The organism is Achromobacter sp. NPDC008082 (assembly GCF_042957345.1).
In the GTDB taxonomy this organism is placed as follows: Bacteria; Pseudomonadota; Gammaproteobacteria; order Burkholderiales; family Burkholderiaceae_B; genus Achromobacter; species Achromobacter kerstersii_A.
In genome coordinates, this window is sequence record NZ_JBIBIB010000002.1 from 58547 (window position 1) to 70617 (window position 12071).

Genomic DNA, 12071 nt, shown 5'->3' on the forward strand with positions numbered 1-12071 from the left:
GCTGCTGCTGCTGCTGCTGCTGCTGCTGCTGCTGCTGCTGCCGCTGCTGCTCCTTATTGCCGCGTCATACTGCCGCTTCTCTTGCGCAGCGCTTTTGCCGTCGGGCTGCTGCCTTTACACGTCTTCACTTTTCTCCGACATTTTTGCGGATCTTCATTCGCGCCGCCTCCCTAGTATGGCGTCCGGGGGTGGAACGCTGTCGTCGGCCACCCAAGATGCTTTTGGGGTGTGACATGGATGACCTGCTGAGCCCGCCGCGCACCGGCGCGCTGCTCATACATGGGCTGGGCGGTACGGAATTCGATATGGGCGGCCTGCATAAAGTGCTGGCGCGTGCGGGCATCGATACGCATGGCGTGACCTTGCCGGGCCACGCCGGCCGGCCGGAAGACCTGCTGGATGTGCGCGTGGAAGACTGGATGGAAGTCGTCACGCAGCGCTACCGCGAACTGGCCGCGCAGTATGACGTGCTGCACGTGATCGGCATGTGCCTGGGCGCGCTGCTGGCCGTGGAGCTGTGCAAGCGTGAATCGCATGCGCGCGGCGCGTTGGTGGTGCTGTCGGCGCCGGTGTTTCTGGACGGATGGAGCACGCCCTGGTATCGCGGCCTGCGCTATCTGCTGTATCGCGTGCCGGGCGTGCCGCGCCGGATTCGGGTGCAGGAAGAAGACCCCTACGGCGTGAAGAGCGAGTTGGTGCGCGCCTTCATCAAGGCGGGGTTCGCGCGGGGCGATGGCTTTCATTACCAGTGGGTGCCGCTTGCCTGCGTGCGGCAAGTGGACCGCCTGCGCGGCATGGTGCAGCGTGGCCTGGACACGCTGCGTTGCCCAACGCTGATCATGCACGCGGAAGAGGATGAGCTGACCAGCCCGCGTTCCGCCCGCTTTCTGGGCGACCGCATTCCGGGCGCGGCGGTCGTGCTGCTGCAAGACAGCTATCACATGATCTGCGTCGACCACGAGCGCGAACGGGTCATGCGCAGCGTGTTGGCGTTTGTGGGCAAAGACCCGGAGCTGGTCAGAACCCGCAGGCGGCCAATGCCGGCATCAACGGCATCAACGGCATCGCACGTGGAAGCCCAAGCGCTATCCCAAGCGCTATCCCAAGCGGTTCAGGCCGCGGCGGGCTGATTCGGATGCAGCGGGCCTTGCGGGTCGTTTTCCGCATCCGGCCGCGGCGCCACGGGCGGCAAGCCAAGTCCGGCGCGCAAGCGCTGGCAATCGGGGTTGGGCGAACCATCCGGCATCCAGATCTCGAATTCACGGCACGGCGTGGGCCGGTTTTCGTAGATGGCGCAGTGGATGCCCGGCTGGCCCAGCTCGCCGCGCAGCGAGATGCAGCGCCCGCCGCCCATTTCCGTACCCTTCATACAGGCTCGCAATGGGCTCATCTGCGTGACGAGTTCCACAGGCACCTGGCCGCCGTTTTCGCCCGCGAGTTCGCCGCAATAGAACGACACCCTGAAGTGCGAACAGCATGCGCCGCAGTCCAGGCAGGGGTTGGCGTTCGGGTCGTCACCAGCCAGGACGGCGGGGGAGACGAAGGTGAGGACAGCGGTCTCTAGCAGGGACATGGGTCGGGAGTTCGAAAGTCTGCCCCTGTCCGGTGCCCACGCAAAACGGGCTTGCGTGGTTGCAAGCCCGTTGACGGGTCCGGAACGCGCGCGCAGAGGGACGGCGCGGGATCAGGGCTGCAAATAATAGCTGGATTCGAACTGCGGTCGCTACGACTTTTTTCGGGGACGTTGCTGCGGTAGCATCGGTAGCCTGATTGCCGCCTGGAGCTTTGCCTTGAACGCCAAAACCGAATTTCCCGATGGGCTCGCCCGTTGCGGCTGGGTGGATACGTCCGCTGAATACATGGCCTATCACGACACCGAATGGGGCCGCCCGCAAGGCGATGACCGCGCCCTGTTCGAACAACTCTGCCTGGAAGGTTTCCAGTCGGGGCTAAGCTGGCGCACCATCCTGAACAAGCGCGAGGCCTTCCGCCGCGGCTTCGCCAATTTCGAACCCGCCAAGATGGCCCGGTTTGGTGAAAAGCAGGTGCTGGCCTTGCTGAACGACGCCGGCATTGTGCGCCATCGCGGCAAGATCGAAGCCGTGATCAACAACGCGGCCCGCGCGCTGGAGATGATCGAAAAAGAAGGGTCCTTGGCGGCGTTCTTCTGGCGCTACGAAGCACCGGAAGGCGCGCCGTCCACGTTGGGCGCGTCTACGTCCGAACAGTCCATCGCCTTGTCCAAGGCGCTGAAGAAACTAGGCTGGAAGTTCGTCGGGCCGACCACCGTGTATGCGTTCATGCAGTCGGTCGGCATGGTGAACGATCACAGCCCGCAATGCCATTGCCATGCGCTTAGCGAGAAAGCGCGCAAGGGCTTCAGGCGGCCGAAGTAAGCGGCCGAAGTAGGCCTCCCCCTCACGTGAACAGCCCAGGCAGTTATTGGGCCTTCTCGCCATTGCCCGGCAGGCTGTAGCGGCCTTCGCGGTACGCCCAGCTGGGCCACAGCGCATGCGCCAGCGCTTCGGTGGCCAGTGCCGGGTTCAACGGCACGGGGGCGTAGTCTTCCGGCGCGGTGTAGCGGTATTGCACGGGTGTCTTGTTGGGGGCCAGCACCAGCAGCTCGTCTTCCTTCAGATAGCCGTAGGTGTTGTCGTACTGCATGATCGCGCGCCCCGGCGTGCTGCGGGTCAGGTCGTGGCCAATCATCGGGTGTTCGGTATCCACGCCAATCAACGACAGCAGGGTTGGGGGCAGGTCGATCTGGCTGATCAGGCGGTCATCGCGGCGCGCTTCAATGCCCGCGCCCAGGATCACAGCTGGAATATGGAAGTGGCGCACCGGCACCAGGCTGGCGCCGAACACGCGGGAATCGTGGTCGGCCGCGACCAGGAACACGGTGTTCTCCCAATAGGGCGACGCCTTGGCGCGTTCAAAGAAACGGCCCAGCGCCCAATCGGCATAACGCACCGTGTTCTCGACCGTGGCGGGGTTGCCTTCCGTCTGGATGCGGCCAGCGGGGTATTCCCACGGCGTATGGTTCGACACGCTGAACGCCAGCGTGAAGGTGGGCTTGTCGCCATCTTCGCGCAGCAGCCGGTCAAGCTGGTTGAACATGTCTTCGTCTGATGCGCCCCAGGTGCCGACGAAGGCGGGGTCAACGAAGTCGGCGCGGTCAACAATCTGCTTGAAACCGTTGCCCAGGAAGAAGCCCTTCATATTGTCGAAGTGCGATTCCCCGCCATAAATAAAGCGCGAATGGTAGCCGTGACGGCCCAGCAGATCCGCCAGCGAGAAAAACCCGCGCTGTGAACGGGGCAGCTTCAAGACGGCTTGCGCGGGCGTGGGCAGAAAGCCCGTTACCACCGCTTCCAATCCGCGCACCGAACGCGTGCCGGTGGCGTACGCCCGCGTGAACGCCCAGGCCTCGCGCGCCAGCGCATCCAATTCCGGCGTCAGGTTGGCGCCGCCCAAGCCGGCGCTGTATTGCGCGCCCAGGCTTTCTTCCAGGATGATCACCAGGTTCAACGGGCGTGCCGTTTTGCGGGTGGCGGGCTGGTGGTGCAGGCTGGGGTAGTCGGGGTTGGACGGCGGGTTGGGCAGGCCGGCTTGCGCCAGCACCAGGTCATGCATCTTGTCGTCGTCCATGCCGCCATACACGGCGGACGCCGACTTTTCATTCTTCATGCTGTAGACGGCATAGAACACGTTGTAGAGCGAGTTCAGGGCCAGCGTGTTGAGCATGCCGTCAGAGGAATACGCCACCGACGATGGGTTGATGGGGCGATGGCCCAAGGTGCCACGTATGGCCAGGATGACGACAGCCAGAATGACAATACTGGCGATCGGCATCTGCCACCAGGTCAGCGGCGCGTCGGGCTGGGCGTGGCCGAACAGGTTGAAGGCGCCCCAGCCGATCAGGGCAAGCGCAGCAAAGCCGCCCACCAGCGCAAGCTTGTAGCCGCGCCACAGCATGCCGGATACTTCGCGCGGGTGCTTCAGGTATTCCACAAACAGGCGGTTGGGCCGGCTGTCGTATTCGATGATGAAGGGCGGCGAGGCCACTTCCAGAAAGGCCAGCAACACAAAGGCAACCAGATACCAATAACCTGCAATCGTCGCGGCGATGGGAAAGTGCCCCAGCAGCGGCGACAGCACGGCCGGCAGCGCGGCCAGCACCGCGATTTGATGCGCGTCGATTCGCAGCCCGCCCAACAGCAGCGGAGCCAGGCCGCCCGCATTGCGCACGCGCCGCCATTGCCAGGCGGCCAGCGCCAGGCGGCTTAGCGTCAGCAATGCAAATGCCGCCACCACGAAAATCAAAGTCGAATGCCGCATCGGGCCTCCAGGTTGTTCTTGCTATCCAGCCCAGCAGGGCGGACTCAATCGATCGGCATTGGAACAGGCGCCGCGTTGAAAATTCCGTGAAATTTCGCAGGCGGACCGCTATTTTGCCGTCCGCAGCCATTTCGCTTTGTAACTATCCGGCGTCGGGCCGGGCACGCTTCATGCTGCGCGACGCCTGAGCGGCGATGCATTGTCCCGCCGCGCGGGCCACATGCAGGCGGAAAGATCCGCACACATTATGGGACCGGCAAGCTTAACCCTTGCGGTGAGCCGCGATACGCTTGCAGGTAACGAGGGCTGGCGGTCACAGGCTGGCCTTAACGCCAAGGATAGTAACCATGACGCGCACAAGAAAAATAGCGATCGGGATTGTAGGCGGGCTTGCCCTGCTCGTGCTGGTGGCAGGGGTGGTGATCGCCACCTTTGACTGGAACCGCGCCAAACCCATGATCAACGAGCGCGCCAGCGCCGCCATCGGCCGGCCTTTCGCCATCAACGGGGACTTGAGCGTCAAGTGGGAACGCGAGCCGGCTGAGGGCGGATGGCGCGCCTGGGTGCCATGGCCGCACGTCATCGCCAACGATATCTCGGTAGGCAATGCGCCGTGGGCCAAAGCGCCGAACTTCGCCACGCTCAAGCGCGGCGAGTTCAGCCTGGCGCCGCTGCCGCTGTTGCGCCAGCGCGTCGTCATCCGCAAGATCCAGCTGACCGAACCCGCCGCGGATCTTGAACGGCTGGCCGACGGCCGCGCCAATTGGGTCTTCACCCTGCCCGAGACGGGCGAGCCGTCGCCCTGGGTGTTGGACATCAACGAAATCGGTTTCGACAAGGGCCGCGTGGGCTACGTCGATGAAGTGCTGAAGGCTGACCTGACCGTGCTGGTCGACCCGCTGGGCAAGCCCGTGCCCTTCGCGGACGTGGCCGGCGCCGCCTTCGTGCCGCAAGACGGCCAAGCGCCCGCGCCGCGCGACTACGTGTTCGGCTGGAACGTGGAAGGCAAATTCAAGGGCCTGCCCACCAAGGGCGAAGGCAAGGTAGGCGGCATGTTGGCGTTGCAGGACGCCAGCCAGCCCTTCCCCGTGCAGGCCGACGTGTCCATCGGCGGCACGCGCGCGGCGGTGACGGGCACCTTGACCGACCCGGCCCACCTGGGTGCGCTGGATCTGCGCCTGAAGTTGTCAGGCGCATCGATGGCGCAGCTGTACCCGCTGACGGGCGTGACGTTGCCCGACACGCCGCCGTACTCCACGGACGGTCACCTGATCGCCAAGCTTCAGAACCCCGGCGGCGCGGTTTTTGAATACAAGGACTTCAACGGCAAGGTCGGCAATAGCGATCTGCATGGCGACATCACGTTCGCGCTGGGCGCGCCGCGCCCGAAGCTCACCGGCAAGCTCTCATCCAAGCAGTTGCGCATGGTGGACCTGGGGCCGTTGATCGGCGTACCCGCAGGCGGCACGGCGGCCGCGCCGGCCGACAAGTCCAAGGATGCGCCGGCCAAGCCCAAAGGCGGCAAGGTGTTGCCCACCCAGGCCTTCCGCACCGACCGCTGGCGCGACATGGACGCCGACGTCGCGCTTGACGCCGGCCGCATCATCCACGACAGCAAGCTGCCCTTGTCTGACTTGTCTGTGCATGTGGTCTTGCAGGACGGCAAGCTGACGCTGGACCCGTTCCGCTTTGGCATCGCCGGCGGCAACATCAACGGCACCATCAAATTGGACGGCGCCACCGAGACGATGAACGGCCAGGTGGATCTGCATGCCCGCCGCCTGCGTCTGAAGCAGCTGTTTCCGGCAACCGAAGCCATGCAGAAAACGCTGGGCGAGTTGAACGGCGACCTGGCCGTCAGCGGCACGGGCAATTCGGTGGCCGCGTTGCTGGGTACGGCCACGGGCGACGTGAAGATGCTGGTGAACGACGGCGTCATCAGCCGCAGCCTGATGGAAATCGCGGGCCTGAATGTGGGCAATTACGTGGTGTCCAAGCTGTTTGGCGACGACGAGGTCAACATCAATTGCGGCGCGGCCGACCTGGAAATGAAGAAGGGCGTGGTGACGCCGCGCGTGTTCGTGTTCGATACCGAGAACGCGCTGATCACCATCACCGGCACGGCGGATTTCAAGAACGAAACCATGGACATGGACATCACGCCGGACAGCAAGGGCTTCCGCATCTTTTCGCTGCGCTCGCCGTTGTATGTGCGCGGCACCTTCGGTTCGCCGGACGTGGGCGTGCATGTGGTGCCGTTGGCGGCGCGCGGGGCAGGGGCGGTGGCCTTGGGCGTGCTGTTGACGCCCGCCGCTGGTCTGCTGGCGCTGATTGCGCCCAGCACGAACGACGAGAACGCGTGCGGCCCCTTGCTTGAGCAGATGCGCAAACCGCCCAAGGCGCCCGCGCCTCCGGCGGCGAAGGGCAAGTAAGGCCGCTTGAGCCTTAGCCAGCCGTAAGCGGCCTTCGGCCACGCTAGCTCGGCGACGCCTGCCGCACGCCGTCGCGGGCGTCGTTGTCGGCCACGCACACCGCGTTGCGCCCATGATTCTTGGCGTAGTAGAGCGCGCGGTCGGCACGCTGGTACACGGCGTCCAGCGTCGCGCCGTGGTCGGGATAGCGCGCTACGCCGACCGATACGGTAATGGGTGACCCAATCACGCCAGGCGGATCTTGCGCCGCCAGGCGCTGGCGCAGGCGTTCCGCGGCGGCGACGGCGGCGGCCAGCGGTATGCCCGGCATCAGCATGACAAACTCCTCACCCCCGGCGCGCGCCAGCGTGTCGCCACTACGCGAGCTGTCGCTCATCACCATCGCCAGCGCTTGCAAGGCGTGGTCACCCGCCGTGTGGCCGTAGCGGTCGTTGATGCTCTTGAAATGGTCGATGTCGATGACAAGCAGCGCCACTGGCGCTTCGTCAGCCTGCAAGAGCGCCAGCGCTTCGTCCAGGCCGCGCCGGTTCAGCAGCCCCGTCAGCGTGTCGGTGGTGGTCTCGCGGCGCAGATCGCGAATCTTGTGATGCATCGACGCCAGCCCCATCAGCAGCCCGCGTCTGAGCTGCGCCGCTTCGAAGTACCACGAACGCACGTTGCGGATGCGCTCCGCGGAATCCGGGTCCTGCATGTGCCGCGCAATGCCCGCCAGTTCGCCCAACGGCCGCGCAATCCAGCGCGACAGCAGCCAGATCGACGCCACCGCCAGCAGCAGCAGCGGCAATGTGTTGCGGGCGGTGGCCATGAGCAGGTCGCTCAGCGGCTGCAGAGTGCTGTCCACGGGGCGCTGCGCGATGATGCTCCAGCCGGTGCTGGCTACCGGCGCGTACCCCGCCAGCATGTCGCGGCCATGCTCGTCCTTGAAACGCATCTCGCCGGTTTCACCGCGGCGCGCGGCGGTGAACACCTCGTTGTCGGGTGCGGTCTGGCCCAGCAGGCTGCGGTCGGGGTGATAGATCAGCGTCCCGTTGCGGTCCACCACGTACAAATAGGAATCGTCGCGATAGAAGTGCTGGCCCAGCAGGCGGTCCAGCACATTGTCTTCGTGCAGATACAGCGTCCCGGCGATATAGCCCAGATAGCGGTAGTCGTGCGAGAAGATCGGGTGCGAATACATAATCAGCCAGCGGCCGTTGCCGGCTTTGAAGGGTTCGCTGATGATCGGCATCTTGGTGCGGATCGCTTCCTTCGACGCATCGCTGGTCAGCTGTGTGCCCAGCAGCTCCGGGTACGACGACGACACCGCAATCACCTTGCCCTGCGGCGACACCACCACGCTGGAATTGAAATGGCCCAACTGCTCTTGCTGGCGGCGGGTCTCTTCCGCCATCAGGTTGGGATGCGCTTCCATGTCGGCCAGCATATCGGCGCTGTAGGACAGATAGCGAAGCAGGTCCCCCAGAAACCCATTCGTGGTGATCGCCAGCTTGGACGCGTAGGCGCGGTTGACCTCAAGCGCGTTGTGCAGCAGCAGATCACGCTGCACCAGGTAGCTGGCATGCAGGCCGCCCGCCACGACCAGAATGACCGACAGCAGGCTGATCCACAGGATAAGGCGCCGAAGGTCGATACGGAACATGACAGTAATCGTCAGGAACGGGCGCCGCCCGACGGAGCGCCGCCCGGCGGGACGCCGCCCCGCGGAGCGCCGCCCGGCGGAACGCCACCGGGCGGTACCCCCGATGGCGGCCGGCTGCCGGTCAGCGCATCCCAGGCGCACATGGCCTGCCGCGCCACGGCCTGCAAGGTCTTGCGGGTGGCGCCGTCGCGGGCCTGGATCGACATGCCGTGCAGCACGGTCGTAAAAAACGCGGCCAGGCTTTTCAGGTCAGCGCCCGCAGGCAGTTCGCCCTGCGCGACGCCAGCGGTCAGCCGGGCCAGGATGCGGCTTTGCATCTCGCGCCGGCTGTCGCAAAGAAAGCCGCTGACGCTCGCCTCGTTGACGCTGCCCGATGGCGCGCCCAGCACGATCATGCATCCGGGCGGAAAGCCCGGCGCCGTGAAGCGTTCGGCTGCGGCCAGCAGCATGTCTTGAATGCCTTCGCGTGCGGTGGCGGCGGCTTGCAGCGCACGGCGCGACGAACCGCCTTCGGTGTCGCGGTACAGCTCGACCGCTTCGCGGAATAGTCCTTCTTTTGAGCCGAATGCGCCGTAGAGGCTGGGCGAGTTGATGCCCATCGCTTCCGTCAGATCGGTTAGCGATGCTCCTTCATATCCCTTCGACCAGAAAACCTCCATGGCCTTGTGCAAGGCCTGGGCCCGGTCGAAGTTCCGGGGACGCCCACGTTCTGCCATGCCCGCGATTTTACTCGCGTCGGATATTTTGTGTTGATCGATAAAAAAATGATTGACGGATGAGATTCGCCGCTGCGATGATATTTGTACTGATCACTACAAATTAAGGACTAGCGATGGGCAATCTGAATGGAAAAGTCGCGTTCGTGACCGGCGGCAGCCGAGGCATCGGCTCGGCGATTGTGCGGCGGCTGGCGGCCGACGGCGCCGACGTGGCCTTCACGTATGTCAGCGCGTCATCGGCAGCAACCGCGCAGGCGTTGGTGAACGAACTGTCGGTAGACGGCCGCCGCGTGCGCGCCATCCAGGCGGATTCCGAAGACGCGCTGGCGGTGCGGCAAGCGGTCGAACAAGCGATCGACGCGTTAGGACCGGTGGACGTGCTGGTCAACAACGCGGGCATCTTCGTCGCGGGCCTGATCGGCGACACCAGCATGGATGACTACGAGCGCACGATGGACATCAATGTGCGTGCGCCTTTCGTGGCGATCCGCACCGCGCAGGCTTCCATGCCGGATGGCGGCCGCATCATCAACATCGGCAGCTGCCTGGCCGGCCGGGCAGGGCGCGCAGGCGTCGCGCTCTACGCCGCCAGCAAGTCTGCGTTGGTCGGCCTGACGCAAGGCTTGGCTCGCGACCTGGGCGCACGCGGCATCACCGTCAACGTGGTGCATCCCGGCCCGATCAACACCGACATGAATCCCGCAGACGGCGACCGCGCCGGCGAACTCGTGGCCGTGCTGTCCTTGCCCCACTACGGCGAAACGCGCGACATCGCAGGCATGGTCGCCTTCCTGGCCGGCCCAGACGGCCGCTATGTCACGGGCGCGAGCCTGTCGGTAGACGGGGGCTACGCCGCCTGATTTCGACCCCGCTAAAACTTTTTTCGCACTCGACTTGCACAAACCAAAAAACCTACATATAATCTTGCTTCTTCGCACTACACACATAACGAAACGCAAGCAGCAACGACGGCAACGTCGATGATTCAAGCGGATTGAAATGAGTGAATTGCAGGGCTGTTAGCTCAGTTGGTAGAGCAGCGGACTCTTAATCCGTAGGTCGAGTGTTCGAGCCACTCACAGCCCACCAGAATTCTCAAAACGCCACCCAATCGGGTGGCGTTTTGCTTTGGCATCAACCATATTCCAACTGATAAAAATTCTGGCTGGCGATCAGTGTCGCCCCGCATGACGTGCGCATGCCTTCTAGCGCGGTCTTGCGGTCTGAGCTGACGTTTTGTACGCCTTCGACGATGGTGTGGGTGTCGCCGCATTTGGGGCAGGTGACGCGGTCGCCGAGGCGGGCCATGGGTTGGCCGAAGATGACGACGGTTTCATCGCCGGTCACGACGACGCCGCCGTGCGACGTCTTGTCGCCCTTGCGGATGACGGAGCGTTGAGACATGGGCGCGAGATATTTGTTTACAGATACGTGCCGTCCGGCGCGAGCCGGGCGGGGCCAACCACGAACGTGCCATCGGGCGCCATGCGCACCGGGCCGCCGCTGCCTTTGTACGTGCCGTCGGGGGCGCGCTGGGGGGTGCCGGCAACGTAGGTGCCGTCTGGCGCGCGGGTGATGGGGCCGTCTCCACCGACGTAAGTGCCGTCCGGCGCGCGGCGTGGCGTGCCAGAGATGAAGCGCCCGTCGGGCAACATACGGATCGATTTCGTCGTCATGAATGCTCCTTCGGTAGGAGCGCAAATCATAGCGAAGCATCGTGATGCGCCTTGTAATAGGACGTGTCATCTTTGAACGTTATACGTAAGCAGTTGTGGGATGATTTGCGCCTACTACAGACCTGCGCCTATGACAGACATCAACGCCTTGTTGCAACCGATCCCCGGCGATGCGCCCTGCGGCGTCGACCTGGTGTTTTCGCCCGAGTTCGACGCCATTCGCGAGGCGCGCCGGCATGACGATCCTCAGCTCGATCAGGGCGATTGGGTCATTGATCTGAAAGAGGCCGACTGGCCTGAGGTGGCGCGCATCTGCTCCACCGTGCTGCGCGAGCGCAGCAAAGACATCCGGATTGCGTCGTGGCTGGCGGAAGCCTGGGCCAAGACACGCGGCTTTGCGGGCCTGCGTGATGGCTATCTGCTGATTGATGGCCTGTGCCGCGACTATTGGGATGGCTTGCACCCCGTGCCGGAAGATGGCGACGTGCAGCAGCGTGTGGGCAATCTGGCTTGGCTGCTGTCGCGTTCGCAGCAGCTGATCGGCGAAATTCCGCTGACGCAGGCCGACGGCGCGCGCTATGGCGCGGTGCTATGGGAGGCCGCGAGCCAGCTCGCCAACGCCGTCAAGCGTACGCCCGACAACGCCAATGAACTGACGCGCGGCAAGCTCACGCTGGACCGTTTCGATGCAGCGCGCCGCGACACCCCGCCGTCGTTTTATTCCGAATTGGATACCCAGCTGGAGGGCTGCGCGCAGGCGCTGGCGCAACTGGAGCGCACGCTGGACGAGCGCTTGGGGGATGAAAGCCCCGCGTTCTCACGCGTGCGTGAGTCGCTGCGCAATGTGACCGAACTTGCGCATCGCTTCGCGCGTGACGCCGGTTTGCTGGTGCGTGCCGATCTAGCGCCCGCGCAGGCGCCCGCGGCGCCCGCCGTTCCTGTTCGAGTGGAGCCTACCTTGCCCGCTGCCGATCATTTTTCTGCCGCCGACACGCCCGCGCATGTGGCCGTAACGCCCGCTGTGCGTGGCCCGATCCAGACGCGTGAACAGGCGTTGGCGCAGTTGCGCGATGTGGCGGACTTCTTCCGCCGCACCGAGCCGCACAGCCCGGTCGCCTATCTGGCCGACAAGGCCGCAAGCTGGGGCGAAATGTCCTTGCACCTGTGGTTGCGCACGGTGGTCAAGAACGACGAAACCCTGTCCGGCCTGGAAGAATTGCTGGGCATCAAGAAGGCCGGCGACAACAACTGACGCCGGGGATGGCGC

11 protein-coding genes and 1 tRNA gene are annotated in these 12071 nt (G+C 64.6%); 6 read left to right on the forward strand and 6 right to left on the reverse strand.

Annotated elements, in window-relative coordinates; all coding sequences use genetic code 11:
• Positions 1-233: 233 nt before the first annotated feature.
• Complete coding sequence (locus ACFZAI_RS07395; RefSeq protein WP_391566329.1) at positions 234-1130, forward strand: alpha/beta hydrolase; 897 nt, start codon at positions 234-236, stop codon at positions 1128-1130.
• Here the strand turns inward: ACFZAI_RS07395 and ACFZAI_RS07400 are convergent.
• Complete coding sequence (locus ACFZAI_RS07400; protein WP_391566330.1) at positions 1112-1573, reverse strand: YkgJ family cysteine cluster protein; 462 nt, start codon at positions 1571-1573, stop codon at positions 1112-1114. The genes ACFZAI_RS07395 and ACFZAI_RS07400 overlap by 19 nt on opposite strands.
• A 217-nt stretch (positions 1574-1790) precedes the next feature.
• Here ACFZAI_RS07400 and ACFZAI_RS07405 point away from each other — a divergent pair, with 217 nt between their 5' ends.
• Positions 1791-2396, forward strand: coding sequence for a DNA-3-methyladenine glycosylase I (locus tag ACFZAI_RS07405; RefSeq protein ID WP_391566331.1), 606 nt, complete (start codon positions 1791-1793; stop codon positions 2394-2396).
• Positions 2397-2439: 43 nt separating this feature from the next.
• On the opposite strand, the gene ACFZAI_RS07410 is transcribed toward ACFZAI_RS07405, so the two are convergent.
• Entirely contained in the window at positions 2440-4338 is a 1899-nt protein-coding gene (locus ACFZAI_RS07410) for an LTA synthase family protein (RefSeq protein ID WP_391566332.1), read from the reverse strand.
• A 347-nt stretch (positions 4339-4685) separates the two neighbouring features.
• Between ACFZAI_RS07410 and ACFZAI_RS07415 the strand changes: the two genes are divergently transcribed.
• On the forward strand, positions 4686-6770 hold the full coding sequence (locus ACFZAI_RS07415; protein WP_391566333.1) for an AsmA family protein: 2085 nt from the start codon (positions 4686-4688) through the stop codon (positions 6768-6770).
• 43 nt (positions 6771-6813) lie between these two features.
• Here the strand turns inward: ACFZAI_RS07415 and ACFZAI_RS07420 are convergent, their stop codons facing one another.
• Both ACFZAI_RS07420 and ACFZAI_RS07425 read right to left on the reverse strand, forming a co-directional pair.
• On the reverse strand, positions 6814-8409 hold the full coding sequence (locus ACFZAI_RS07420; protein WP_391566334.1) for a diguanylate cyclase: 1596 nt from the start codon (positions 8407-8409) through the stop codon (positions 6814-6816).
• An 11-nt stretch (positions 8410-8420) separates the two neighbouring features.
• Positions 8421-9125 carry a TetR/AcrR family transcriptional regulator gene (locus tag ACFZAI_RS07425; protein ID WP_391566335.1) on the reverse strand — a complete coding sequence of 235 codons (705 nt, stop codon included), beginning with the start codon at positions 9123-9125 and terminating at the stop codon, positions 8421-8423.
• 116 nt (positions 9126-9241) lie between these two features.
• Between ACFZAI_RS07425 and ACFZAI_RS07430 the strand changes: the two genes are divergently transcribed.
• The gene (locus tag ACFZAI_RS07430; RefSeq protein ID WP_391566336.1) at positions 9242-9988 is read left to right on the forward strand and encodes a 3-oxoacyl-ACP reductase family protein; all 747 of its coding nucleotides are present in this window, start codon (positions 9242-9244) and stop codon (positions 9986-9988) included.
• A gap of 153 nt (positions 9989-10141) precedes the next feature.
• Positions 10142-10217: transfer RNA gene (locus ACFZAI_RS07435), tRNA-Lys, on the forward strand.
• Between the two features lie 45 nt (positions 10218-10262).
• Here the strand turns inward: ACFZAI_RS07435 and ACFZAI_RS07440 are convergent.
• Complete coding sequence (locus ACFZAI_RS07440) at positions 10263-10532, reverse strand: PAAR domain-containing protein (RefSeq protein WP_391566337.1); 270 nt, start codon at positions 10530-10532, stop codon at positions 10263-10265.
• Between the two features lie 17 nt (positions 10533-10549).
• Complete coding sequence (locus ACFZAI_RS07445) at positions 10550-10804, reverse strand: hypothetical protein (protein ID WP_391566338.1); 255 nt, start codon at positions 10802-10804, stop codon at positions 10550-10552.
• A gap of 130 nt (positions 10805-10934) precedes the next feature.
• On the opposite strand from ACFZAI_RS07445, the gene tssA reads away from it, so the two are divergent.
• Positions 10935-12056: a type VI secretion system protein TssA gene (gene tssA, locus ACFZAI_RS07450; RefSeq protein WP_391566339.1), complete on the forward strand. Its 1122-nt coding sequence runs from the start codon at positions 10935-10937 to the stop codon at positions 12054-12056.
• The last annotated feature ends 15 nt before the right edge of the window (positions 12057-12071 follow it).